A 22,114-nucleotide genomic window follows, 5' to 3' on the forward strand; every position below is an offset into this window, starting at 1 on the left:
GGCGATTATAGGGCGCTGGCGGAGGTTCTCAAACCGAAGCCGGGCGGGACAGGGCGCGGCGCGTGCATCCGGAGCGCGTGCATCGAAGGCGATCTGGCGGCTACACCGTTGCCGGCGACGGTGTTGGCGACGCGCGCATCACCGATGCAACGCAGCCAGAAAATGCCGCGCCGCATGTCGTGCCGCGGCCGCCTCATCGCCGACCCATTCGCGGAATTTGACGATCTTCGCGCTGTGCTGGCGACCGGCCGGGCAGGTGAACCAGAACGCGCGGCCGTCGCTGGCGACGAAGTCGTGGGCGGGGACGAGTTCGCCGGATTGCAGCGCGTGATGGAACAGGATCGGCGAGCCGATCGCGATGCCGTGGCCGGCGATGGCGGCGGCGATGTCGAGATATTCGGCGGAAAGATGAGTGCCGAACCGGCCGTGCAGATCGACGTTCGCAAAGCCGCGCGCCTGATACCACAGCTGCCACCAGTCGGACCGGCCCAGCAGCGGCACGCGCAAGGGTTCGCGCGGATCGGCGATGGCGGCCGCGGCCGCGCGCAAGGCCGGCGCGCACAGCGGCATGAACACGCTCGGAAACAGCTCGGCGGTGTGCAGCCCGGCCCATTGGCCGTGACCGTTGCGGATGGCGGCGTCGAACTTGCCCGCGCTGAGGTCCTGCGCCTCGGCCGACAGATCCAGCTCCAACGAGATGTCCGGATGGCGCGCGCGGAAGCGTCCCAATCGCGGCGTCAGCCAACTGGTGCCGAAGCTCGGCAGCGCGGTCAGGCTCAGTTGCGAGCGATCGGTCTCGACCGCGCGGATGAAACTGGCGCGCAACGCGGCGAACGCCTTGGTCGCTTCCGCGGCCATGACCTCGCCCGGCGCGGTCAAGGTCACCCGCTGCGGGTGACGCACGAACAGCCGCACGCCGACCTGATCCTCGAGCCGGCGCACGTGATAGCTGACCGACGCGGAGGTGGTGTCGAGCTCCTGCGCGGCCTTGGCGAAACTGCCCAGGCGCGCCGCCGCTTCGAAGGCGCGGATCGCGATCAGGGACGGCATGCGAGGGGTGTCGACCATAAGCGTGGCTTAGCCTGCGGGCTCGCAATCGGATGGTCAACCGCCGCGGCGGTTTGCCACCATCGGCTACCGCCCATCGGGACTGCGAACATGCTGCGACGTGATTTTCTGCGCTGGTATCTATGGAGCGGAGCGGCGGCGGCCGCGTTGCCGCTGTCGGCCGTGCTGGCCCGTACCCCGATCGATCCCGCGCACCGGCCCGCAAGCCGCGCGCACGATTGGGACTGGCTGATCGGCAGTTGGGACGTGCGCCACCGCCGCCTGCGCGAGCGCCTGGCCGGCAGCGACGACTGGCAGGAGTTCGGCGGCAACAGCGCGGTCTGGTCGACCCTGGGCGGGCTGGGCACCATCGACGACAACCTCGTCGACTTGCCCGGCGATCGCTACCGCGGTCTGGGCATCCGCGCCTTCGATGCGGCGAGCGACACGTGGGCGATCTGGTGGCTGGACGGACGCAAGCCCGGCCACATCGATCCGCCGGTGCGCGGCAAGTTCGACGGCGACAGCGGCCGCTTTTCCGGCCGCGACACGCTGCGCGGCAAGCCGATCGTCATGCGCTTCACCTGGCGCGCGATCCACGGCCGGCGTCCGTGGTGGGAGCAGGCGTTTTCCGCGGACGACGGCGCCACCTGGGAGGTCAACTGGCGCAACTGGTTCACCCGCACCGACGCGACGCCCAAGCCGTTGCCGCCGCTCGCGGATGCGCCGGACGACTGGGCGTTTCTGGTCGGCCGCTGGCAGGTGCAGCATCGGCGGCTGCGCAAGCGCCTGATCGGCAGCGACGATTGGGACGTTTTCGACGGCACGCTGGCGAACTGGCCGGTGCTGGGCGGCCACGGCAATGTCGGCGACAACCTGATGCGGTTTCCGGGCGGCGAGGTGCGCGGCATCGGCCTGCGCCAGTACGATCCCGACAGCCGGCAGTGGCTGAGCTGGTGGCTCGATGGCCGCGATCCCACCCGCATCGGCGCACCGCTGCGTGGGCGTTTCGTCGACGGCGTCGGTACCTTGCTCGGTGAGGATACGCACGACGGCAAGGCCATCATTACCCGCGTGGTGTGGTCGCAGATCACCGCGCGCTCGGCGCGCTGGGAACAGGCCGCCTCCGCGGATGGCGGCGCGACCTGGGAAACCAACTGGATCAGCACCTTTGAGCGTATCGACTAGGAGACCGGCCATGTCACGTTCGTACTTGCCGCATTGTTCCGCGTTCGTCATCGCGTTGATGGCGGCGACTTCGATCTGGGATTGCGCCGCGGCGGACGGCGCGCGATCACATGCCGGTGGCTTGCGAATCCTCGGCGAGGCGACACCGTTCGCGCCGGCCATCGCGCCGGGCCAGTTCGCCAGGATCCGCCTGACCCTGAGCCCGGACGGCAACACCGCGCTGTGGTTCAGCCGCAACCGGCCGGGCGGCGCGGGCAGCTACGACATCTGGATGTCGCGACGCGACGGCGCGCGCTGGACCGACTCGACGCCGGTGTCGTTCAACACGCCCGACCGCGATTTCGATCCAGCATTCTCGGCCGATGGCCGCTATGTGTATTTCAGTTCCAATCGGCCCGGCGGCGTGGGCGACGACGATGTCTATCGTGTGGCGGTGACCGCGCAGGGCTTCGGCGCGGTCGAGCACCTCGGCGCCGCGGTCAACAGCGCCGGCAAGGAATTCGCGCCGATGCTGTCGCCCGACGGAACCCGGCTGCTGTTTTCCAGCGATCGCAGCGGCGGTGCCGGCGGTCAGGATCTGTACCTGGCCGAGCGCGGCGATGCCGGCTTCGGCGTCGCGCAACCTCTGCCGGGCCTGCTCAATACCGCGGGCCACGAATTCGATCCGACCTTTCTCGCCGACGGCGCCACCGTGGTATTCGGCCGCGCCAAGGATTTCAGCAAGGATCGCGCAGATCTGTTCGTCAGCCGCGTGCGCAACGGCCGTTACGATACCGGCGAGCGTTTGCCCGACACGGTGAACAATCGCGAACACGATACCTATGGCCCGATGTTGGATTGGTCGCAACGTGGACGCTTCACCGTTTCCACCCGACGCGACGGCGCGGCTGAAATGGGCTTGTATCTGGTCGACTACGCGCTCGATGCGGTTGCGGCTACGGATAAATCGAAGCGGTAGCCGAGCGTGTCGTCGAGGTCGAGTCCGCTGCGGGAAGACGTCCGCTGGCGCGATCTTGTTTCTATCCGGTCTAGATGAGGTTGCACTGCTGCACCCTTGTCGGCGTGCAGCAGCGCAATGAGCATGGCGACAGCGATACCCGCGGCCGTTCCGCGGGCCTGGCCTCACCCAAACCGTCACAGCATCAGCAGCTGACGGTGAACGAGCCGATGTAATCGGGCGTTACCGTGCCCTGGATGCTGATCTGGCCGGTGCATGGGTTGTGGACGGCTCGGCCGACTTCGACCCCGTTCTGGTAATAGGTGCGTACTTCGCCAGGAGCCGGCAGATAGCCTCCTTTCGCGGATATCGGTCCGCTCGCGACGGCAATGAACATGAGCGCCGCCAGACCCAGCTTCTTGCTGTTCATGCATCTCTCCTTCGATGTCGTCGACTCATCGTCGACCAAGCGAGGGTGATGCTTCCACCGCGCGTTTGCATTACGCGGCGCACCATGCAGACCCCGCGAAAGGCGACCGGCCTCACGAAAGCCGACATGGTTTCGATTTGGCTTCCATCATCCAGGCAAACCCGCCTCGACGATTGCCGTTCGCCCTCCATGCGTCCGGCGCCGATCGACGCCTGAATCTATCGGCATCGCCGGATTCGTGTCTGCGACAATACGCATCACCGTCGCCGCCTCGCAGCTAGGCGACCCGATCCAATCCGTGATGGAGCCGCTATTGGCTATTTCGATCTCCCAATCAATCGAGTCGGTCGACTGGACCGGCCTTGAAGATCTGTTCGTCCGCGCGCCCCTCGGCGCACGCAGCGCCGCCACACTCGAACAGGTCTTCCGCAACAGCCAGATCGCGTTGTTCGCCTACGACGGCGATCGGCTGGTGGCCGCCGGACGCGCACTCACCGACAAAGTCAGCTGGACAATCATCTTCGATGTGGTCGTCGATCCGGATTGCCAAGGCAAGGGCCTGGGAAAAATGATGGTCGAGGCGCTCGCGTCCGGAGCGGGAGCGCGCAATGTCATGCTGCAGTCGGTGCCCGGAAAAGAGGATTTCTATGCGCGCCTGGGATATCGCCCGATGACCACCGCGATGGCGAAGTACGACGATCCGCAGTGGGCGTTCGCGAACGGGTATATCGAATCGGAGTTGGCGAGTGGTGTCTGAACGTTCACTCACGTCCATGCGGTTGCGCTGCGTGGCTTGATCCGGGCATCGAGTAACGGGCTTTGATTGGCGGTCGCTGCCGTGCTGTCGATGCCTGCTTGCGGCCGATGGCGGCCACTCGTATTTCCACTAGAATTCCGGTGTCGCAGGACCAGCAAGAATCAAGCGCGCCCCCCCTTGATGGAAGACCGCCGACCTACAGCCAGGGCCATCATGAATCCGATTTCCAGGCGTGAGCTTCCTGGGGCGTCAGGCGGCCCGGCAGCTTCATTGCGCGCCCCTTCCGGAGAGCTGGCTTTCTCGTCGGCGACCGACCTGGCGCAACTGATTCAGCGAAAACAAATCAGCTCGCTCGAACTCACCCAGTACTACATCCAGCGCATCGAGCACTTCGATAAGACGCTCAATGCGGTCGTGGTGAGGGATTTCGAACGCGCACTGGAAGCGGCGAAGTCGGCGGATGAGTCGCTGGCCCGGGGGCACCGGCTGGGATCGCTGCACGGCGTGCCGATGACGATCAAGGAAGCCTTCGACGTTTCCGGATTGCCGACTACCTGGGGCGTGCCGGAGCAACGCGACCACCTCGCCGTGAACGACGCGACGGTGGTCGAGCAACTGAAGGCCGCCGGCGCTCATTTCATGGGCAAAACCAACGTCCCGCTGCGACTCGCGGACTGGCAGAGCTACAACGACATCTACGGAACCACCAACAGCCCCTGGGACACGCAGCGGTCGCCGGGCGGATCCTCGGGCGGATCGGCCGCCGCGCTCGCGGCCGGCTTGACCGGCCTGGAATTTGCTTCCGATATCGGTGGATCGATCCGCAATCCGTCGCACTTGTGTGGTGTGTATGGACACAAGCCCACGTATGGAATCGTTCCTACGCTCGGCCACAATCCGCTTGGCGTCGTATCCGCGCCGGATCTGAATGTGGTCGGGCCAATGGGCCGAAGCGCGGAAGACTTGCAGCTGGCGCTGGACGTCGTAGCGGGTCCTGACCGGTTCCGGTCACCGGCCTGGAAACTGGTGCTTCCACCGCCGAAGACGCGCACGTTACGAGGCTTGCGCGTTGCGATCTGGCCGAGGGAGGATTTCGTTCCCCTCAGTGTCGAGATATCCGATCGCGTGCAGGAAGTCGGAGACGTTCTTGCTTGGGCCGGCGCGGTAGTCTGCGATCAGGCGCGCCCCGAAATCTCTCCGCGGCAATCGCACAGCACCTATCTGAGCCTGTTGGGGTCGGCCGGACTCGTCAACCTTCCCGATGACTACTATCGCGCCATCCAGGCGGAGGCCGCGAAGCTCGACGCGAACGATGAGTCGCCGTTGGCGGTGGTGACGCGTGCCCGCGTTCTGGATCATCGAAGCTGGTGCGATTACGATGAAGCGCGTACCGCCAACCGGCTGCGCTGGCGCGCCTTCTTCGACGATTGGGATGTGGTGATCTGCCCGATTTCGGCGACAACGGCCTGCCAACACGATCATCGGCCCAGGTTGGAGAGAGTTCTCGCTGTCGACACCGCGCGGACTTCGCATTACGAGCATTATTTCTGGGTAGGCCTGGCGACCGTCGCCTATTTGCCGAGCACCGCGTTTCCCACCGGATTGTCTCGCGATGGGCTGCCCATCGGCCTGCAGATCATCGGTCCGGAATATGGCGATCGGACCACCATCGAAGTAGCCCGGCTCATCGCACTGAAGCTTGGCGGTTTTCAGGCGCCGCCGGGTTTCGGGGCTTAACCTCCGCGGCCATCGTCTCAGCTTTTGATACGGCGCAATGTTCCAGTTCGAAGTCATCGATGTTTGCGGTCTGGCGTCACGGCACGCCACGTGCAGCCGCAGCACCCTACGTTGTATATGAGCGCCGTACACGATCAGCCATGACTCAGTCCCGCATCGATCCAAAGCTCGTTTTCGCCTGGCAGGCGGCCCACTCCATCGCCCGGAACTCCCCGCCGCCGGTGCTCGACCGCGGTGGCTTCCGAGTGGACACCCATTCGGAGAAGGAAGTGAAGCGCTGGGTATTTCCCCAGCCATGCGATGGCTTGCGTGAGATCGCACACGCCATTACGGCGCCGCGGCATTACTTGAAGCTGTGCGGCTCCGATGAGGAGTTGCGAAGCGCGTTGCCGGCACGCTGGGAGATTCAGCCCGCGAACTATTTCATGGGCGCGTCGGTGGCGAGTCTTGGCACGGCGTCTCTTCCGGACGGGTATGCGATGGAGTTGCATCGTACCGGCGCCGTCACCCGCGCCTGCGTCATCGCGCCCGATGGCGATGTGGCCGCCAACGGATGCGCGGCGGAAACGGCCGACGTCTTTATTTACGATCGAATCGAAACCGCGCAGCCGCATCGGCGCAAAGGCTTGGGCGCCGCGGTCATGAGCGTTCTGGGCGCGTCGAGGAAATCGCTTGCGACTGTGCAGCTTCTGGTCGCGACGGAAGACGGTCGCAACCTCTATGCGAATCTTGGGTGGACCGTGCTCGCGCCGTTGTCCGCGGCCACCATTCCCGAAAGTTGAATCGGCGCGCGGCCGATCCCGAAGTCGGAGCGTGTTCGCTTTCGCTGGAACCATTGGACGCCTCGCACAGCGCTCAACTTTGAGCGGACGGTCACTCCTGCGTTACGGCCGTCATTCATGGCTTGCGCCATGAGGTCGAATAGCTCCCTCATCCAGTCTCAAAGCTCCGCTGCCAGCCCGGCACAGGGCGTCGAAGCAGCCGGATTCGGATCGGCGACGAACGCCCCGCAAGCGGATCGTGCGAGCGAAGCCCGGGCCGGACACGCCAACCTGCTTGCCTTAAAGCCGGGATAACCCGGTTATCGCCGGGTCGATTGACAGCCTACCTATTGGTAGGTAGATTTAACGCTCCTTCCGTTGATACGACTCCATGGGCATCTCTCCTATCGGCTGGCTCCACACCCTTGGAAGCCTCCCCGCCATCCCGCTCGCCGTTTATATGTTGGTCAAGCACGGGCGGATCGTTCCCGAGAGCCGGCCCGGGCGCGCCTATTTCTGGTTCATGCTGTTGGGCGTGCTCACGGTGTATCCGATCGCGCATCAGCCCATAAGCTCGATCATCGCGACCGTCACCCTGGTGGCGCTGCTGGTGGGTTACGCCATCTCGAAATGGTCCGTGGCGCGGCGATTCGGCCAGTACGTCGAGACGGCTTCGCTCAGCCTCAGCGTGTTCCTGCTGATGATCCCGACGGTAAGCGAAAGCCTGCGCAGGCTGCCTGTCGGCAAGCCGCTGGTGACCGATCTGAAGGATCCGCTGTTGCTCGGCGTGCAGGGCGCTCTATTCTTGGCGCTGATCGTCGGCGCTGCGTTGCAGATACGCGCGCTGCGCCGGCGAAAATCCGTTCAACCCAAGGCAGAGCGTTGATGCCGACGTCCAGATCGCAGCCGCAAGCGCCGTACTCGCCGAAAGCCCTGGAGATCATTCAACGAACGAATGAGCTGCTGGCCAAGGGCGGGTACAACGGCTTCAGCTACGCCGACATCGCCGAGTTGGTCGATGTAAGAAAGGCCAGCATCCACCATCATTTCCCCACCAAGGCGGATCTGGTCAAGGCAACGGTCGTGCTTCATCGCGAGGCGACGCGCAATGGCCTGCAATCGCTGAGTCTGCTCGACATCGATCCGCTCGAGCGCCTCGTCGCCTACAGCCGGTTCTGGGCGGAATGCATCCAGGCCTCGAATCCGCCGATCTGCATCTGCGCGCTGCTGGCGGCGGAATTGCCGTCGATTCCGGCCGAAGTCGCCGATGAAGTCAAAGCGCACTTCACCGACCTGCATGCCTGGATCGCGTCGAGCATGCTGGAAGGACAGGCGAAGGGCGCGATGCGCTTGGCCGACAGTCCGTCGGCCGAAGCGTCGATGTTCATGGCGTCGATCCACGGCGCGATGCTGTCCGCGCGGGCGGTCGGCGATGCGTCGGTGTTCTGGCAGATCGCGAAGCTGGCGACCGATCGTCTAAGAAAGGTCTAGCCGCCCATCGACGCGATGCGGGCGAGATATCGGGACAACCTGTCCTCGTCGTCGCGACGTCCCGTCTGTCGAGACGATTAACGCGCCGGCGATGATCCATCCGCGGCCTGCGCCTGCAGGAATACCGCCAACTGCGCTTCGAACGCGCGTTGGTAGGCCGGCCGCGCGGTGGCGCGGGCGACGAAGGCGGCGAGGTTGGGGTATTCGGCGACCATGTCGGTACTTTGCAGCCGCAGCAGGACCGACACCATCAACAGGTCGCCCGCGCTGAAAGCGCCGTCGAGCCAGTCGGCATCGCCGAGGCGGCGGGAAAGCTCGCCGAGCCGCCGGCGCACGCGCTCGTCCAGCATCGCCTGACGCTGCGCGTACCAGGGCTGCTCGCGCTCTAAAATCCAGGCCATGGAACGTTCGACGATGGGCGGCTCGACGGTATTGAGCGCGGCGAACATCCAGGCGATCGCGCGCATGCGCGCGTTCGCGTCGCTCGGCAGCAGGCCCGGGTGGCGCTCGGCGAGATGCAGCACGATCGCGCCCGATTCGAACAGCGCCAGATCGCCGTCCTCGTAGGTCGGGATCTGCCCGAACGGATGCAGCGCCAGATGCGCCGGTTGCTTCATGTCGCTGAAAGAAAGCGTGCGCACCTGGTAAGGCTGCCCGAGTTCCTCGAGCGTCCAGCGAATGCGCATGTCGCGCGCCAGTCCCTTGCCGCGGTCGGGCGAGGATTCGAATGCGGTGATGGTCGGGGTCATCTGGGGTCTCCGGTTGATTCGAGGTCGTGGCCGCGCGACAGGTGTGCTGGGCGCTGGCGAACAGGGCGGGTCTTTCGCGTAATGGTTGGCGGGCACACTGGCCTGCCTTGCTTATATCGACGAATGGCCGGACTCGGAATCGACAAGAGTCCGCCACTCTATTTCCGCCGGTTGCGGTCTGGCCATGATCGACGGCGATCCTTCACTTGACTGGTCACCGGCGCTAACCCGTCCGTCGGCGGGCGCCGTCGACCCGGATCGCGAGCTGGCGCGGCGCGCTTCCGATCCTGGCGCGGTTGCGCCATGAAACAATCGCGGGTCGCCGTGCTGTCCGCGGCCAGAGCGGACTACAGACCCAACAGACGAAGAGACGGCAGCTTGGACGATCAGCGCTTCTACGTAATCACAGGTGCTTCCGGAGCCGGCAAGTCGACGCTCGTGAACGCGCTCGGCGAGCTGGGCTACTCCGTGGTCCCCGAAATCGCCTTGACGATCGTGCAAGAACAAGAGCGGTGCGGCGGAAATCTCTTTCCATGGACCGATCTGCAGGCGTTCATGGAGCAAGTGCTCGTACGAAATATCCAGGCCCATGATTCGGCGCAAGCGATGCGCCCGCCGGTGTTCTTCGATCGCGGCCTGCCCGAATGCCAGGCGCATATGCGACTGCTGGGTCTGGAGATCAATAACGATCTTGCGGTTGAAGCGGCGCGCCGTCGCTACGCCGGCTCCGTGTTTGTCGCCGAGCCGTGGCCGGAGATCTATGTCTGCGATCGCTGGCGTCGTGCGCCGTTCGAGCGCGCGGCGCGGTCGTTCGAACCCACGGTGGCCGCGTACGCCGAGGACGGATACCACCTGCGCACCATCCCCAAACTGTCGGTGCGGGAGCGACTGGCATTCGTTCTGGATGCGGTGAACGCCGATACCTGACATGCCGTCGGAGCCCGCAAAACCTATCTGTCGCTGGCGGCCAGATCGAGCGCCTTCAACAGGCGGTCGCGTGCGAGGTCGGTCAGCTTGAAGAACTCGGCAATGTCTTGCCTTGGAATGTCGAAGCGCACTGAAAATTCCATCGGCGGCCGCCATGTCCGGCCGTCCAGGCAGTCGATTCCAGCCGCGGTCGCGCCGCCGATTTCGACATTGATCCGCTCGAAAAAATACTTCATGTCCAGCCGATAAGACGTCACGTCGCGAAAATCGAACTCTCCGTCGCCCGGATGCCCGAGCGGGCCATGGGTGATGGAGCCGACTTTCGTGCCTTTGACTTCGAAGAAGACTCCGTCCGTGATCCGTTGCGGATCCAGATCGAGGATCATCGATGGGCTGAAAGGGCGGAGGAAGATACTCAATGTCTCGCGCTGTCCTCCGATCTTGCTCAAAATCAGCTCGTGCTCGGTCAAATGCGCCGACACAGCGGTGCCGTGCTGGATCATGCCGAGAACGATGCGTCCTTCGAATTCGGCGGAGCGAGACATCGATGGCCCTTGTTCGGTGGCTGAGTGGTGGGACGTTCAGACGATCCTGGCGGGACGTCAGGCCTTGGCCGACATCGCGCTAAGTTCTTCGAGATCCAGATCGCGTTCGAGTTCGTGCAGGGTCTCGTCGTCGATGTCGCCGGCGCGATGCAGGCGAATGAGTTCGCGGCGTCCGCAGGCGACGGCTTCGAGGACGACATCGAAGTGGGCATGAATCAACGGGGCGTAGTGTTCGGTGCGTTCGGCGTAGTCGACGATCGCCACCGCCTTGCGCTGGTACTTTTCCAGCAGTTTGGGATGGATGAGTTCGCCTTCGCTGTCGTAGGCCAGGGTCTGGACGATCGCGAACTGCACCTGGGCCATCGCGGCCTCGGCCTGGCTCATGGTCAGGCGCGGTTTTTCCGCGTCCGGCTCGGTGAGTTTCGCCCACCGGATCACCCATCCCAAGGTCGTGCCCTGCACCAGCACGGTAACGAGAATGACCGCGAACGAGGTGACCAGGATGAAATCGCGGCCGGGAAAGCCTTGCGGAATGCTCAGCGCCAGCGCCAGGGTGACCACGCCGCGAACGCCCGCCCAACTCAGCACGGTCGAGCCGCGCGCGCCGATGGGCTTGTAGCGTCGCAGCCCCAACCCGTTGCAAAGCTTGATCGCCGCGTCGGAGCCGAACACCCAGGCGAAGCGCGCGAGGGTGAGCGCGGCGAGGATCGCGAGGATGTCCCATCCCATCGTCGACACCACCACGCCGAAGCCGCCGCCGCGTTCGACCACGCCGCGCAGCGACAGCCCGATCAGGATGAACACCGACGCCTCCATCAGGAACACCAGCACTTCCCAGAAGGAGGTGCCGCGCATGCGGGTGGATGCCGACAGCACATTGCTCTGGTGCCAGCTCGCGATCAGGCCCGTGGTCACGGTGGCGATGACGCCAGACACGTGCAGCATTTCGCCGAGCAGGTACGAGCTCCACGACAGCAGCACCGTGGCCGCGATGATCAGATACTCATCGCCGAGGCGGCGCACCAACAGCACCCAGGTCGTGCCGACCGCCGCGCCGACCAGCACGCCGCCAAGCGCCAGCAGGAAGAAATTCCCGACCGCATCGGTCGCGCTGAAGGCACCGGTGACGCCGGCGGCGACGGCGAAGCGAAACAGCACCAGGCCGCTGGCGTCGTTGAGCAGACTTTCGCCTTCTAGCAGGATCTGCAGGCGACGCGGCAGCTTGACCCGTTGCAGCACGGCGCGCGCGGACACCGCGTCGGGCGGCGAGACGATCGCGCCGAGCGCCGCGCAGGCGGCCCACGGCAACGACGGAAACAGCAGATGGGTCACCACCGCCACGACCACGCAGGTGAACAGCACCGCGCCGACCGCCAGCGAGCCGATCCCGATCAGATGGCGGCGCAGCCGCGCCAGCGCGATCGACCATGCCCCGTCCATCAACAGCGGCGGCAGGAAAATGACCAGCACCAGTTCGGGATCCACCGCGATGGTGGGCAGGCCCGGGATGAAGGCGAGCGCCGCGCCTCCGGCGAGCAGTCCCACCGACGGCGGCAATCCAAGCCGATGGGCCGCATAGTGCAGAGCGATGATCGCCAGAAACATCACGATCACCAACTCGAATAACTGGGTCGGGTGCATAAGGCTCTGCTTCGACGCAGCGCTGGCCGCGCTGAGCCTCATTTCACGGCACGTGCGGCTGAAACGCAATCGCGGCGGGATGAGCGGTAGCGTCGAGGTGAGCGCGCTCGATGCACCGCCGTGACGCAAGCCGACTGCATGCGTTTGGCTAGGCCGCGTGTGTACAAACGACGACGGAGGTTTCAACCATCGACGACGGCCAGCGAGCAGGGGATCGATCCGGTCGATGTCATGGGAGACCGGGAAAATCGGCCCGAACTATGTCGCGATACCGCATATGGCTTCCCCTCGAATGTGTACGACTCGAAGGATAGGCAGACCGCGACGATCGTCCCAGCGGGATATGACCTGCGGAAGTTATGGGAAGCGAGCGGCTGCCCGGACGAATGAGCGATTGGGCGAGGCGTGCCTTGCTCGGCGGCATCGTCTCGTCGGGCGAGAGCTGGAGGCGACATACGATGGCTGGGGTCGGACACGCTAGCGGCCGGGCGACGCGATATCGGCGATGGGTCTGCTGCATTGCGGGTGCGCGCGGATTGATATGGATTCACAACCTGGCGCTTGCCGCGTTTCCCTCCGATGCCTCGCCTCGATACCACGACCGCCTGTCCGGTCGCGCCGCGGCTTCGCGTTCGATAACCGCGTCTACCCGCCACCGAGGAATCGTCCATGACCGCAGTGCCGCTCACGCTCGACGCCACCCAGACCGATCTCGCCGCCGATGTCGCGGTGTATGCCTACATCGTCGGATTGGTCGCGGGCATGTATTACCGCCTCGACGCGTCCGGCGTGCCGCATGCGATGTCGCAGGCCGACAACACCCAGGCCGCCGGCAGCTTTCCTGGCTCGGGTGCGCTCGACGCCGCCGCGATCGCCGCGCTGGCATCGAACTACCCGACCGTGTGGGCCGATTACTCGATCCCGCTGTCGCGCACCGCGCCGGCGACGCAACTGGACCTGTCGCAGATCAACACCAGCACGGTCCCCGGGCTGGGCACCGGCACCAGCGCCTTCAGCGGTCGCATCTATATTTCGGTCGGCGTGCCGCGCTTGCCGTTCACGCCGCAGGCCGCGGGCTATGCCGCGCCGGTGCCGTATCCGGGGCCCGGCAGCCAGTGCTTGTTCGACTGGGTCGAGTTTTCGTACGACAGCGAAGGCAACTTCAACGGCAACACCACCCAGGTCGATCAGTTCGGCTTTGGCCTGAGCCTGGACGGCGCGCCCGGCGGCAGTCTGCAAGGCGTGCTCGGCATCGCGCGCGATACCTTGCTGGCGAACGTCCAGAACTTGCCCGGTCCGTTCGTCGGTGCGCCGAGCCTGATCGCGGCGAACCCCGCGGCGGCCGCGGCGTATCCGGCCAACGTCGCCACCCTGCGCGCGCAATCGCCGAAGACTCTGACCGCGCTGCCGACCTACAGCGGCGCGCTGACCGACTATTTCAACGCGACCATATCGACCTGGTACGGCAATTGGAAAACCACGCCGCTGGTGGTCAACGATCGCGCGACCGGGTATTACACCGGCGTGGTCGATCCGGACACCGGCGTGTTGAACTTCTATCAGGGCCAGTATCCGACGCTCGCTGAGTGGAAAGCCGCGGCGCCGGCGCTCGCGTTCGCCTTGACCGGCGCCGCGCCGTCGACGGTGCAGGTCGGCTCGCTCGATGTATGGCAATGCGACAACGCCCTGGCCACCGGCAGCGCCGCGCAGTTGAACGTCGGCAAGAATGTCGCCGCGGCATTCACCCGCGGCGTGCCCGGCTATCTGTTCGACGACAGCATCGGCCGCAGCGCCGCCGGTACGTACTATCCCGTCGGCGGCACCTGGAACGCCTGGGCCGCGCAGATGCATGCGGCCAATCGCAACGGCCTGGCCTATGGATTTCCGTACGACGACGTGTGCGAACAGAGTCCGACTGTGCAGCTCAATGGGGCTACGCAGGTGAGTGTGGTGCTGGGGAAGTTCTACAGCTGAGGTAATCGCCGTTGCGATGCGGGGCATTGGCGTTCAGGGCCGTGCGCCCTCATCCGCCCTGCGGGCACCTTCTCCCGCTAGCGGGAGAAGGGAAGATCAAACAGGTCTTGTGCAACTCGCCAGACCCATTGCTCCCTCTCCCGTTTACGGGAGAGGGCCGGGGTGAGGGCAGGCGCTAGACCGACACTCGCCACGCCATGCCATCAATGCGGAGTTTCCAGAACCGCCGCGATCGCCAGCCGAAGATCTTCCAGGCCATAAGGCTTGGGCAACACCTGGATGCCCATCGCCACGGCCTCGTCGCGATTGCGTTCGATATAGCCGCTGGTAAGCAACACCGGAAGGTCCGGCCTGCGCTGGCGCAACTCGCGGGCCAAGTCGATGCCGCTCTTGCCGCCGGGCATCATGATGTCGGAGAACACCAGATCCAGATGACGCGCGTTGGCGAGCGCGCCGAGCGCGGCGTCCGGGTTGGACACATGGATCACGTCGTAGCCGATATCGCTCAGCATGTCGCGCACCAGCGCCGCGACTTCGACATCGTCCTCCACCATCAGCACGCTGCCGTGGGACGTGGCCGCCGCCGCCGCGACGGCGGGATTGACCGCGGCGACATGGGCCGGGTCGTGCTGCGATCGAGGCAGGTACAGCGTGATCGCGGTCCCCACGCCCTGTTCGGATTGAATGTCGGTGGTGCCGCCGGACTGCTGCGCGAATCCGTACACCTGCGCGAGGCCGAGGCCGGAGCCCTTGCCGACGTCCTTGGTGGTGAAGAACGGCTCGAACACATGCGATTTGACTTCGTCCGACATGCCCGCGCCGTTGTCGCGCACGCACAGGCTGACGAAATCTCCACGCCCATTCGGGCCTTGCCAATCCGGCAGGTTCTCGCCTTCGATGGTGATGATGCCACCGCGCGCCATCGCGTCGCGGGCATTGACCGCCAGATTGAGCAACACCAGTTCGAGCTCGCCGGGGTCGACCTGCACCGACCACAGATCGGGTCTGAGCCGGACGTCGACCTGCACATCACCGCCGAGGCTGCGATCCAGCAGTTCCTTCATGTCCTGCAGATGCCGCGCCAGATCAACGGTTTCCGGACGCAACGCATGACTGCGCGAGAACGCCAGCAATTGCCGGGTAAGGCTGGCGCCGCGCTGCGCGGCCTGGCGCATGCCCTGCAACATGCGAGCCCGCCGCGCCGGGTCCTGGTTGCGCTCCATCATGTCCAGGCCGGCGGTGATGACCATCAGCAGATTATTGAAGTCGTGGGCCACGCCGCCGGTGAGTTGGCCAAGCGCTTCGAGCTTCTGGGCATGACGCAGACTCTCCTCGATGCGCGCGCGTTCGGCCATCTCGGTGCGCAGTTGCGAGTTCACCTGTTGCAACTGCTCGGTGCGCTGCGCGACCAGCGATTCCAGTTCGGCCGCGGCGTGTTCGCGCGCGGCCAGCAGCGAGCGCACCTCGTGCTGGCGCAGGCGCGCACGTAGCGCCGCCTGCATCACGCTGATCAGGGTGATCGGCTGGACCGGGCGCTCGAGCAGCGCCACATTGCGCAGGCCACGTACCAGTTCCTGCCGCCAGCGGGTGACCCGCGGTTCGTCATGGCGGCTGGTGAGCACGACGAACGGCAGGTCCGACCAGGTGGGCTGACGCGTCACCCATTGCGCGAGCAGGTCGAGATCCTGACCGAACAACGCTTCTTCGGCCACGAACGCGGCGTCGATGCCCGCCTCCATTTCCTCCAGCAATTGCCCGTAGTCGCGGCAACGCGTCGCGGGAATCTCCGCGCGGGCGAGCAGGTCGATGGTGGCGGGGGCGTCGCGTCCGATCGGGGCGAACACCAGTACGCGCTGATGCATTGTCGGCTCAGTGCTCGATGCCGTCGCTCATGCTCTGGCCATCGCCCAGCAAGGGGTCGCTGGTGCCGGTGTAGGAGGGCGTGCCGGAGAAGATGCCACTGAATTGCCGCAGCGGCGGGCCCAGCGAAATTCCGTTCTGGGTCAGGCGGAATTCGCGGATGGTGTGTTCGTGATCGCCGCTGCGTTTCTTGACCACCGACAGCGCGCGACGCACGGTGCCGCCGTATTCGAAGTAGCGCAGCATCAGCACCGCATCGCTGAGGTAGCTGATGTCCAGCGGCGTTTCCATCGGGCCGACCAGACCGTGCTGGGCCAGCACCAGAATGGTCAACACGCCTTGCTGCGACAGGAAGCTCAGCAGCTCGTGCATCTGCAAGATGAGAAAGCGCCCGTCGGGCATGGCGTTCAAGTAGCCGTTGAGGCTGTCGATGATGACCAGCCGCGCGCCGTCCTGCTGCACGCTCTTGCGCACGATCGACGCGAATTCGCCCGGCGACATTTCCGCCGGATCGATCTGCTGGAAGCGGATCATCCCCGATTCCAGCGCCGGCCCGAACTTGAGACCCAAGGTCTTGGCGCGCGCCTCGACCGTGCCGCGGCCTTCATCGAAGGCGAAGAACACGCTTTTCTCGCCGCGTTCGGCCGCGGCGATGGCATAGGTCAACGCCATCGACGACTTGCCCACACCGGCCGCGCCGATCAGCAGCGCGTTGGTGCCGCGCTCCAGCCCGCCGCCGAGCAGCTTGTCCAGTTCGGCGTTGCCGCTGGGGGTGAAGTCGCCGGTGAAACTGACGTGGTGTTCGGCGGCGACCAGGCGCGGATAGATTTCCAGACCGCCCTTGCGGATGGTCAGGTCGTGAAAGCCGCCGCGGAAGCTGATGCCGCGCATCTTCACCACCCGCACCCGCCGGCGTTCGGCGCCGTACTCGATGGCCAGTTGCTCAAGCAACACCACGCCGTGGGAGATCGAATGCAACTGCAGGTCGTTCTGCTGCGAGGTCATATCGTCCAGCAGCACCACGGTGCAGCGCCGGCTCGCGAAGAAATGCTTGAGCGCGAGCACCTGGCGGCGATAGCGCAACGAACTCTGCGCGAGCAGCCGCAGCTCGGACAGACTGTCGATCACCACCCGGCTGGGATTGAGCGCGGCCACGCGGTCCAGGATCAGCTTGGTGGTTTCGCCCAGTTCGACCTCGACCGGATGCAACACGGTGATTTCGCGGCCCGGATCGAGCGTGGTTTCCGGCGGCACCAGTTCGAACACATCGATCTGGTCCAGGCTCCAGCCGTGCCGCGACGCCACCAGCGCGAGCTCGCGCTCGGTTTCCGACAGGGTGATGTACAGCGTCTTCTCGCCGTTGCGCGCGCCTTCGAGCAGGAACTCGATGGCCAGCGTGGTTTTGCCGGTGCCCGGCCGTCCCTCGTACAGATACATCCGGTTGGCGTCGAGGCCGCCGCCTAGGATGTCGTCGAGTCCCGAGTTGCCGGTGGAGATGCGCGATTGGGTGTCGTCAGCGTCAGCATTCATCATCAAGGACCCGGGTTGGCGGGATGGGCGGGGTTGGGAGGCGACGGCGCGTCCGTCTGCAGATCGGCCAGCGCTTCGAGCAAGCCGTCGATCGAATACGGCTTGGTGAGCAGCTTGTTGACCAGTTCATGATCGACCATGTCGCCGTAACCGGTCACGGTCAGATAGGGCACGTTGCGGCGGCGCAGCTCTTCGGCCACCGGCCACGAGTGCTGGCCTTTCAGGCTGACGTCCACGATCGCCAGGTCGAACGCATGTTCGGACAGCGCATCGAGGGCCTGGCCGACGGTGCCAGCGATTTCGACCGAGGCGGCGCCCGCGTACAGCACGCCGTCTTCGACCGCCATCGCGAGCAGCTCTTCGTCCTCGACGATCAGCAGCTTTTTCCCAAGCAAGGAGTTGGCCATGGGGTATCCAAATTCCGGAGCTGCATTGTGCTGGGTCGATTGTTAAGCCTGAATCGTCGCGGCATGCCGCGGCGGATTCGACCGCGCATCACGTCGTCTCGACCGCCCCGCCCTAGGATGACAGGCTCCTTCCGACAGGAGCTCAGCATGGAAACGCAGGAATTGCACCGCGGCCGTCTGATCGACCATGTCCAGTTGGTGGTGCGCGATATCGAGGCGAGCCGACGCTTCTACACGGCCGTGTTCGAAGCGCTGCAGGTGCCCATCGCCGGCGACGGCGACGACCACTTCTGGGCCGACGAGTTGTTCGTGTCCACCGCCGACAGCGAGGCCGCGCAAGGCGAATTGACCGGGCGCCACCATCTGGCCTTCCAGGCGCGCGACCGCGCGATGGTCGAAGCGTTTCATCGCGCGGCGTTGGCCCACGGCGGCCGCGATCACGGCGCGCCGGGCGAGCGGCCTTACCACCCCGGTTACTACGCGGCGTTCGCGCTGGATCCCGACGGCAACAACATCGAGGCGGTGTATCACGGCGAAGCCGAGCGCAGCGCGGCTTCGGTCAAGATCGTGTTTTGACGATGCGCTTGGCGGTGCGTGATGGCGGCGCCGTCGATCGACATCGCAGTTGCGGTGTGGCCGTGAATGGGTGGTGAGGGCCGAGCTGAATTTTCGCTAACGCGATGTCCGCCATTCGACGGTTCTTGAACTTAACGAGCCAACACTTCGCGCCGCGCTAACGTCGAGCGCCTCAATTTTGAACGGCAATACCGAAGGTCACGAATAACGCCGAGATCGCGGGCCTTCGCAACTTCATCCAGGAGAAACGACATGATTACGCGTATCGCTGGTTTGGCCGTTCTCGTCGTCGCCATGGCCGGAGCCTCCGCTCTGCAGCCTGCGAGCGCGGCCAGCGCCGAGACCAAATGCCACATGACCTTCAAGACCTCGGGCTGGGCCGTCATCTACAAGCACATCGACGGCAGCGGGCATGTCAGTTGCGACAACGGCCAGAGCGCCGACGTGCGCATCCACATCCGCGGCGCCGGATTGACCGCGGGCAAGTACAGTATCGACAACGGCAAGGGCGAGTTCACCAAACTCAAGAACCTCGACGAGATCTACGGCACCTATGCCACCGCCGGCGCGAATGCGGGCGTGGTCAAGAGCGCCGAGGGATTGGCCATGACCAAGGGCGAAGTCTCGCTGGCGGTCAACGGCACCGGTCGCGGCTTCAATCTCGGCGTCGACGTGAGCGGCTTCGAAATCGTCAAGGCAAAATAAGCTGTCGCAAGCCGAAACGAATCGAGAATGGGGCTCCAACCGGGCGCCCCATTCTTTTTACGGTGTGGCCGTGGCCGCAGTCAGCGAAGCGAGCGGCGCGACAGCGTCGCAGCCTGTGAGACACGCCGCGACTAGCGTGCCGGCATGGACACTGTCAGCAGTCAACATGCGCCGTTTCCGATGGGCTTTCATTGGGAAGTGCAGGGCGCGGCGCCGACCAAGCATCTGGTCGCCGTACCCGACGCCGCGCCGGCGGTATGGCTGGCCTCCATCGGCGGCGACGGCGACAGCTGCATCGCCACCATCCGGCGACACAAGGCGCGCGCCAACCATATCGACCGACCGTTTCGAACGACCGCAGCGGCCGCGGGATGGGTCGCGCGTTGGCTCGACCGTCACGGCGGGTTGATCCAGGAAGAACTCGCGCGCGACGCGGCGTAGCGGTCGCTGAACAAGGCGGCGCCCAGCTGAGCTAGCCGGCGTCGAAGCGATTCCGGTTCGGCTCGGTCGTTTACGCGATTTCAGCCTAGTGGCCGTACCCGCACCGCGATTTTCAATAACCCATCGCCGCAACGCAACGCAGCCGGCCCATTGCCTGGCCGGCTGCGTTGGTATTCATCCGATTGGCGTTCCGTCGGATCAGACGGTGACGGCCACCGTCTGAGTCCAGACCACGCCGACCGGGGCGTTCGGATTGCTGAAGGTGAGCGGCGTCGAGCCGACGGTCACGTTGAACGCGCTCGGGCCGCCCCAGTTGATCCCGACCAGGGTCAGGCTGTACTTGCCGGGCGGCAGCACCGAGCCCAGGTTGACGGCATAGCTCACCGGATCGTTGTTGCCGGAGCTGATATGGCAGATTTCGGACGAGCCGGCGGGCGTGGAGGCGATGATGATCAGTTCGTTGTCGCAGGCGGTGACTTTGATGGGCGTGGCCATTGGAGAATCCTTTTCCGACGTAGATGAAGTTGCGCGAATGAACGATGCGATCAGCCCGCAAGGAACGCGGTCGCCGGTCCGGCGGAGCGATTCGATGGGGCGGTGTCGCGAGCGTGGACATCGAATGGATGTCCGCGCCGCCATCGCAGTATTCGCGCGGCCGCTTGGATAAACAGCGTCATTGCCGACTCAAGCGCGGATCAGTTCGGTTGCACTCGCGAACAGCCGGTGCTCAGGCACCGGCGAAGCACGGTGTCGTGGTGCGAACGATCTGCATGACCGGGACTTCGAAGCAGCGCGCCAGTTCGTGGGCGATGCGAAAGCGAACGGCGCGGCCGGCTTCGACGCGCTTGATGGTGGCGATGGAGACGCGGATGTTTCGCCGCCAGCATTCGTCGGCGAGGTCCTGCTGGCTCAGCAGCCGGTCCTGACGCAGCCGGCGCAGCAGCGCGCCATCGAGCACGACCTTGCCACGGTCCAGCGACACGACGCGACGGTCGATCGCGGTGGTGGACGGATCGTCATGGTGGCTGGCGCCGGTCAGGACGGATGCGCTGTCCAGCTCCGGTGCTGCGATGCGGTCGAGTGGGGTGGGGTCGTCCATGGAGAGCCTCGCGGGGTAGGGCGTGCCGAAATGTCCTGCATGGCCGCCGTCGCGTGGCGCGATGGTTCGACAGACTGCGGGAGTCGCGCGGATCGTCGGTGATCCGTCCATATCACGGTGCCTGCGGCTTGGCCCCGCCGCCTTTCCGAAACCTGCCGGTTCGTATGTGGCTGTTTTTGCTCGGCGATTTCCGTGGAAACGCGGCGTTCCCGCACGCTGTATCGCATTGCTCACGATGCTTCGCTGCGTGGTCATGGACGTGTTCGTGCTGGTATCGAGCAGTGCCGCGGGTAGCGGGTGTTAGTAAACGTTAGCCAAGGTCGGAAACTGCCAGGGCGATCGCGTGCTCACGCTCGTTCTCGTTGTTGCATCGGTGCATCTGTTCGAGGCTCGGCTTGAGGTGGGTACGCGTGCGGGCGCAACCGATGGCGGCATCGCCCGCTCGATTGATGGCTCCGGACACGAAAGGAGTTTTGACCGGAGCAGGGCGGATGCAGTTAGCAGCTCGGATCCATAGCGCAATTCGCAAATTCATAGAGAAGGAATGCGACGGCCACGGAAGCGCATGCCGTTACCTCGGCGCAACGGATTCGCAAACAGCCGCCGTCGAGGTCCGCTTACCGAGTGTCCTGCGGTGACGCCGAATTGCGTGTACCGAAGGCCGAGGCCGGGAAGGATTCGTAAACCACAATCCTTAGAGCCGGCTGAGATCCTGTGTGCGAAGGAAGTCATGAGTTCCGCATCACGGCCGGGCTGGTCGAGTTATTTGGCCGTTCCCGAGAAAAGTCCGTCCCATCGCGACGGATGTAACAAAGTGTCGACTAAGCTCCCCGGCGACGACCGCCCGAAGCGACGCCGAAGCCCATGCAGCGATATCTCGTCACCGTGCAGCGCACCGGACACGGCCTGGCCACCATTCCCATCGGGGAGTTGGCGACCGCGGCGATCAGCGAGATCCCCGGGGTACGGGATATACGGATCGTCCGCCATTCGCCATCGGAGGCCGAGGTGTCCTTCCTTGTAGCCGCCGACCGACTCGCCTCGGTCGTGGAAGACCGATTGAGCCACTTCGGTCTGACGTGGGTGAGCTTGCAATTGATCGAGGTGTCGGAGCCGCCCGATCCCGACGTTGCCAGTGGCCGCTGACCGTTGCGTTGCATCGGCAGCCGGCCGAACGATCCTAGGTGGCCGTCGTCGTCGAGCGTGCACCCAATTGATCGAGCCTGCGATGCCTATTGCTGAAGCAAGTGCCGGTCGCAATTAATCAGTTTCGAAACATCTTCCACCGGCCGGTTCGATACTCATGGCCGGA

23 protein-coding genes are annotated in these 22,114 nt (G+C 65.0%); 13 read left to right on the plus strand and 10 right to left on the minus strand.

What is annotated here, in order from left to right; genetic code table 11:
• Positions 1 to 138: 138 nt before the first annotated feature.
• Positions 139 to 1,050: a LysR substrate-binding domain-containing protein gene (locus ASD86_RS09810; RefSeq protein ID WP_235567710.1), complete on the minus strand. Its 912-nt coding sequence runs from the start codon at positions 1,048 to 1,050 to the stop codon at positions 139 to 141.
• A gap of 108 nt (positions 1,051 to 1,158) precedes the next feature.
• On the opposite strand from ASD86_RS09810, the gene ASD86_RS09815 reads away from it, so the two are divergent.
• Together ASD86_RS09815 and ASD86_RS09820 are read left to right on the plus strand one after the other, a co-directional pair.
• Positions 1,159 to 2,235, plus strand: a complete 1,077-nt coding sequence (locus ASD86_RS09815) for a hypothetical protein (protein WP_056109886.1) — start codon at positions 1,159 to 1,161, stop codon at positions 2,233 to 2,235.
• Between the two features lie 10 nt (positions 2,236 to 2,245).
• A complete protein-coding gene (locus ASD86_RS09820; RefSeq protein ID WP_235567711.1) occupies positions 2,246 to 3,193 on the plus strand; it encodes a hypothetical protein in 948 nt (315 codons plus the stop codon).
• A gap of 184 nt (positions 3,194 to 3,377) precedes the next feature.
• On the opposite strand, the gene ASD86_RS09825 is transcribed toward ASD86_RS09820, so the two are convergent.
• A complete protein-coding gene (locus tag ASD86_RS09825) occupies positions 3,378 to 3,602 on the minus strand; it encodes a hypothetical protein (RefSeq protein WP_056109889.1) in 225 nt (74 codons plus the stop codon).
• A gap of 313 nt (positions 3,603 to 3,915) precedes the next feature.
• On the opposite strand from ASD86_RS09825, the gene ASD86_RS09830 reads away from it, so the two are divergent.
• From ASD86_RS09830 to ASD86_RS09850, 5 genes are all read left to right on the plus strand, one after another.
• The gene (locus ASD86_RS09830) at positions 3,916 to 4,359 is read left to right on the plus strand and encodes a GNAT family N-acetyltransferase (RefSeq protein WP_200957226.1); all 444 of its coding nucleotides are present in this window, start codon (positions 3,916 to 3,918) and stop codon (positions 4,357 to 4,359) included.
• 213 nt (positions 4,360 to 4,572) lie between these two features.
• A complete protein-coding gene (locus ASD86_RS09835; protein WP_162253646.1) occupies positions 4,573 to 6,096 on the plus strand; it encodes an amidase in 1,524 nt (507 codons plus the stop codon).
• A 140-nt stretch (positions 6,097 to 6,236) separates the two neighbouring features.
• A complete protein-coding gene (locus tag ASD86_RS09840; RefSeq protein WP_056109895.1) occupies positions 6,237 to 6,878 on the plus strand; it encodes a GNAT family N-acetyltransferase in 642 nt (213 codons plus the stop codon).
• 370 nt (positions 6,879 to 7,248) lie between these two features.
• Positions 7,249 to 7,743, plus strand: coding sequence for a hypothetical protein (locus tag ASD86_RS09845; RefSeq protein WP_056109896.1), 495 nt, complete (start codon positions 7,249 to 7,251; stop codon positions 7,741 to 7,743).
• Positions 7,743 to 8,348 carry a TetR/AcrR family transcriptional regulator gene (locus ASD86_RS09850; protein WP_056109898.1) on the plus strand — a complete coding sequence of 202 codons (606 nt, stop codon included), beginning with the start codon at positions 7,743 to 7,745 and terminating at the stop codon, positions 8,346 to 8,348. The genes ASD86_RS09845 and ASD86_RS09850 overlap by 1 nt, the downstream gene beginning before the upstream one ends.
• A 77-nt stretch (positions 8,349 to 8,425) precedes the next feature.
• Here ASD86_RS09850 and ASD86_RS09855 read toward each other — a convergent pair whose 3' ends face one another.
• A complete protein-coding gene (locus tag ASD86_RS09855; RefSeq protein ID WP_056109901.1) occupies positions 8,426 to 9,097 on the minus strand; it encodes a glutathione S-transferase family protein in 672 nt (223 codons plus the stop codon).
• 378 nt (positions 9,098 to 9,475) lie between these two features.
• On the opposite strand from ASD86_RS09855, the gene ASD86_RS09860 reads away from it, so the two are divergent.
• A complete protein-coding gene (locus ASD86_RS09860; protein ID WP_056109903.1) occupies positions 9,476 to 10,024 on the plus strand; it encodes an AAA family ATPase in 549 nt (182 codons plus the stop codon).
• 23 nt (positions 10,025 to 10,047) lie between these two features.
• Here the strand turns inward: ASD86_RS09860 and ASD86_RS09865 are convergent, their stop codons facing one another.
• Both ASD86_RS09865 and ASD86_RS09870 read right to left on the minus strand, forming a co-directional pair.
• Positions 10,048 to 10,569, minus strand: a complete 522-nt coding sequence (locus tag ASD86_RS09865) for a hypothetical protein (RefSeq protein WP_056109905.1) — start codon at positions 10,567 to 10,569, stop codon at positions 10,048 to 10,050.
• A 57-nt stretch (positions 10,570 to 10,626) separates the two neighbouring features.
• Positions 10,627 to 12,210: a Na+/H+ antiporter gene (locus ASD86_RS09870; RefSeq protein WP_056110677.1), complete on the minus strand. Its 1,584-nt coding sequence runs from the start codon at positions 12,208 to 12,210 to the stop codon at positions 10,627 to 10,629.
• Positions 12,211 to 12,879: 669 nt separating this feature from the next.
• On the opposite strand from ASD86_RS09870, the gene ASD86_RS09875 reads away from it, so the two are divergent.
• On the plus strand, positions 12,880 to 14,184 hold the full coding sequence (locus ASD86_RS09875; protein ID WP_056109907.1) for a beta-1,3-glucanase family protein: 1,305 nt from the start codon (positions 12,880 to 12,882) through the stop codon (positions 14,182 to 14,184).
• Between the two features lie 203 nt (positions 14,185 to 14,387).
• Here the strand turns inward: ASD86_RS09875 and ASD86_RS09880 are convergent, their stop codons facing one another.
• The 3 genes from ASD86_RS09880 to ASD86_RS09890 are packed head-to-tail and all read right to left on the minus strand — an operon-like array spanning position 14,388 to position 17,981.
• Positions 14,388 to 16,046, minus strand: coding sequence for an ATP-binding protein (locus ASD86_RS09880; protein ID WP_056109910.1), 1,659 nt, complete (start codon positions 16,044 to 16,046; stop codon positions 14,388 to 14,390).
• Positions 16,047 to 16,053: 7 nt separating this feature from the next.
• Positions 16,054 to 17,574 carry an ATPase domain-containing protein gene (locus ASD86_RS09885; protein WP_235567712.1) on the minus strand — a complete coding sequence of 507 codons (1,521 nt, stop codon included), beginning with the start codon at positions 17,572 to 17,574 and terminating at the stop codon, positions 16,054 to 16,056.
• Positions 17,575 to 17,576: 2 nt separating this feature from the next.
• Positions 17,577 to 17,981, minus strand: coding sequence for a response regulator (locus ASD86_RS09890; RefSeq protein WP_056109914.1), 405 nt, complete (start codon positions 17,979 to 17,981; stop codon positions 17,577 to 17,579).
• 147 nt (positions 17,982 to 18,128) lie between these two features.
• Between ASD86_RS09890 and ASD86_RS09895 the strand changes: the two genes are divergently transcribed.
• From ASD86_RS09895 to ASD86_RS09905, 3 genes are all read left to right on the plus strand, one after another.
• Complete coding sequence (locus tag ASD86_RS09895; protein ID WP_056109916.1) at positions 18,129 to 18,557, plus strand: VOC family protein; 429 nt, start codon at positions 18,129 to 18,131, stop codon at positions 18,555 to 18,557.
• A 252-nt stretch (positions 18,558 to 18,809) separates the two neighbouring features.
• Positions 18,810 to 19,262 carry a hypothetical protein gene (locus ASD86_RS09900; RefSeq protein ID WP_056109918.1) on the plus strand — a complete coding sequence of 151 codons (453 nt, stop codon included), beginning with the start codon at positions 18,810 to 18,812 and terminating at the stop codon, positions 19,260 to 19,262.
• Positions 19,263 to 19,406: 144 nt separating this feature from the next.
• Positions 19,407 to 19,703: a hypothetical protein gene (locus ASD86_RS09905; protein ID WP_157476400.1), complete on the plus strand. Its 297-nt coding sequence runs from the start codon at positions 19,407 to 19,409 to the stop codon at positions 19,701 to 19,703.
• A 198-nt stretch (positions 19,704 to 19,901) separates the two neighbouring features.
• Here ASD86_RS09905 and ASD86_RS09910 read toward each other — a convergent pair whose 3' ends face one another.
• Both ASD86_RS09910 and ASD86_RS09915 read right to left on the minus strand, forming a co-directional pair.
• Positions 19,902 to 20,198, minus strand: a complete 297-nt coding sequence (locus ASD86_RS09910; protein WP_056109922.1) for a hypothetical protein — start codon at positions 20,196 to 20,198, stop codon at positions 19,902 to 19,904.
• Positions 20,199 to 20,430: 232 nt separating this feature from the next.
• Positions 20,431 to 20,802, minus strand: coding sequence for a helix-turn-helix domain-containing protein (locus tag ASD86_RS09915; RefSeq protein WP_056109925.1), 372 nt, complete (start codon positions 20,800 to 20,802; stop codon positions 20,431 to 20,433).
• Between the two features lie 864 nt (positions 20,803 to 21,666).
• Between ASD86_RS09915 and ASD86_RS09920 the strand changes: the two genes are divergently transcribed.
• Positions 21,667 to 21,948 carry a hypothetical protein gene (locus ASD86_RS09920; protein WP_056109927.1) on the plus strand — a complete coding sequence of 94 codons (282 nt, stop codon included), beginning with the start codon at positions 21,667 to 21,669 and terminating at the stop codon, positions 21,946 to 21,948.
• Positions 21,949 to 22,114 lie beyond the last annotated feature (166 nt).

The sequence above is a fragment of the Lysobacter sp. Root690 genome (assembly GCF_001427785.1).
Lineage (GTDB): Bacteria > Pseudomonadota > Gammaproteobacteria > Xanthomonadales > Xanthomonadaceae > Lysobacter.

What these genes read in the sequence shown, in the direction of transcription:
- ASD86_RS09910 (WP_056109922.1), bottom strand. Translation starts at nt 20,198, where the DNA reads ATGGCCACGCCCATCAAAGTCACCGCCTGCGACAACGAACTGATCATC.
- ASD86_RS09865 (WP_056109905.1), bottom strand. Translation starts at nt 10,569, where the DNA reads ATGTCTCGCTCCGCCGAATTCGAAGGACGCATCGTTCTCGGCATGATC.
- ASD86_RS09880 (WP_056109910.1), bottom strand. Translation starts at nt 16,046, where the DNA reads ATGCATCAGCGCGTACTGGTGTTCGCCCCGATCGGACGCGACGCCCCC.
- ASD86_RS09915 (WP_056109925.1), bottom strand. Translation starts at nt 20,802, where the DNA reads ATGGACGACCCCACCCCACTCGACCGCATCGCAGCACCGGAGCTGGAC.
- ASD86_RS09890 (WP_056109914.1), bottom strand. Translation starts at nt 17,981, where the DNA reads ATGGCCAACTCCTTGCTTGGGAAAAAGCTGCTGATCGTCGAGGACGAA.
- ASD86_RS09845 (WP_056109896.1), top strand. Translation starts at nt 7,249, where the DNA reads ATGGGCATCTCTCCTATCGGCTGGCTCCACACCCTTGGAAGCCTCCCC.
- ASD86_RS09825 (WP_056109889.1), bottom strand. Translation starts at nt 3,602, where the DNA reads ATGAACAGCAAGAAGCTGGGTCTGGCGGCGCTCATGTTCATTGCCGTC.
- ASD86_RS09905 (WP_157476400.1), top strand. Translation starts at nt 19,407, where the DNA reads ATGGACACTGTCAGCAGTCAACATGCGCCGTTTCCGATGGGCTTTCAT.
- ASD86_RS09870 (WP_056110677.1), bottom strand. Translation starts at nt 12,210, where the DNA reads ATGCACCCGACCCAGTTATTCGAGTTGGTGATCGTGATGTTTCTGGCG.
- ASD86_RS09900 (WP_056109918.1), top strand. Translation starts at nt 18,810, where the DNA reads ATGATTACGCGTATCGCTGGTTTGGCCGTTCTCGTCGTCGCCATGGCC.
- ASD86_RS09855 (WP_056109901.1), bottom strand. Translation starts at nt 9,097, where the DNA reads ATGACCCCGACCATCACCGCATTCGAATCCTCGCCCGACCGCGGCAAG.
- ASD86_RS09850 (WP_056109898.1), top strand. Translation starts at nt 7,743, where the DNA reads ATGCCGACGTCCAGATCGCAGCCGCAAGCGCCGTACTCGCCGAAAGCC.
- ASD86_RS09875 (WP_056109907.1), top strand. Translation starts at nt 12,880, where the DNA reads ATGACCGCAGTGCCGCTCACGCTCGACGCCACCCAGACCGATCTCGCC.
- ASD86_RS09820 (WP_235567711.1), top strand. Translation starts at nt 2,246, where the DNA reads ATGTCACGTTCGTACTTGCCGCATTGTTCCGCGTTCGTCATCGCGTTG.
- ASD86_RS09810 (WP_235567710.1), bottom strand. Translation starts at nt 1,050, where the DNA reads ATGCCGTCCCTGATCGCGATCCGCGCCTTCGAAGCGGCGGCGCGCCTG.
- ASD86_RS09840 (WP_056109895.1), top strand. Translation starts at nt 6,237, where the DNA reads ATGACTCAGTCCCGCATCGATCCAAAGCTCGTTTTCGCCTGGCAGGCG.
- ASD86_RS09885 (WP_235567712.1), bottom strand. Translation starts at nt 17,574, where the DNA reads ATGAATGCTGACGCTGACGACACCCAATCGCGCATCTCCACCGGCAAC.
- ASD86_RS09920 (WP_056109927.1), top strand. Translation starts at nt 21,667, where the DNA reads ATGCAGCGATATCTCGTCACCGTGCAGCGCACCGGACACGGCCTGGCC.
- ASD86_RS09895 (WP_056109916.1), top strand. Translation starts at nt 18,129, where the DNA reads ATGGAAACGCAGGAATTGCACCGCGGCCGTCTGATCGACCATGTCCAG.
- ASD86_RS09815 (WP_056109886.1), top strand. Translation starts at nt 1,159, where the DNA reads ATGCTGCGACGTGATTTTCTGCGCTGGTATCTATGGAGCGGAGCGGCG.
- ASD86_RS09835 (WP_162253646.1), top strand. Translation starts at nt 4,573, where the DNA reads ATGAATCCGATTTCCAGGCGTGAGCTTCCTGGGGCGTCAGGCGGCCCG.